The sequence below is a fragment of the Aquabacterium sp. A08 genome (genome assembly GCF_011742065.1).
In genome coordinates this window covers 1-230 of the sequence record NZ_JAAQQT010000417.1, presented here as the reverse complement: position 1 = coordinate 230, position 230 = coordinate 1, and the positions used below count along the sequence as shown (strand labels likewise).

The window sequence follows — 230 nt, the reverse complement described above, 5'->3', positions numbered from 1 at the left end:
TCGTTGACGGCGCCACCGCCCCGGATGATGGCCACCGCATCGGGCACCCAGGGGTGGTTGAGCCGGATCTGCTCCAGGGCGGAGTGCAATTCGAGCCGGATCTGGGCGGCGGCGCCCTCTCCCTGGAAGCGGCTGTAGGCGTAGGTGAACTGGCACACGCCGTGGGCCTGCAGTCGGCTGGCTTCGGCCTGGAAGTCGCCGAGCCCGGCTGCGCCTTCTGGGGCGATGAC

General features: G+C 70.4%; 1 pseudogene. It reads right to left on the bottom strand.

What is annotated here, in order from left to right:
* Positions 1-230, bottom strand: a pseudogene (locus tag HA630_RS02370) (exodeoxyribonuclease VII large subunit); the annotation flags it as partial.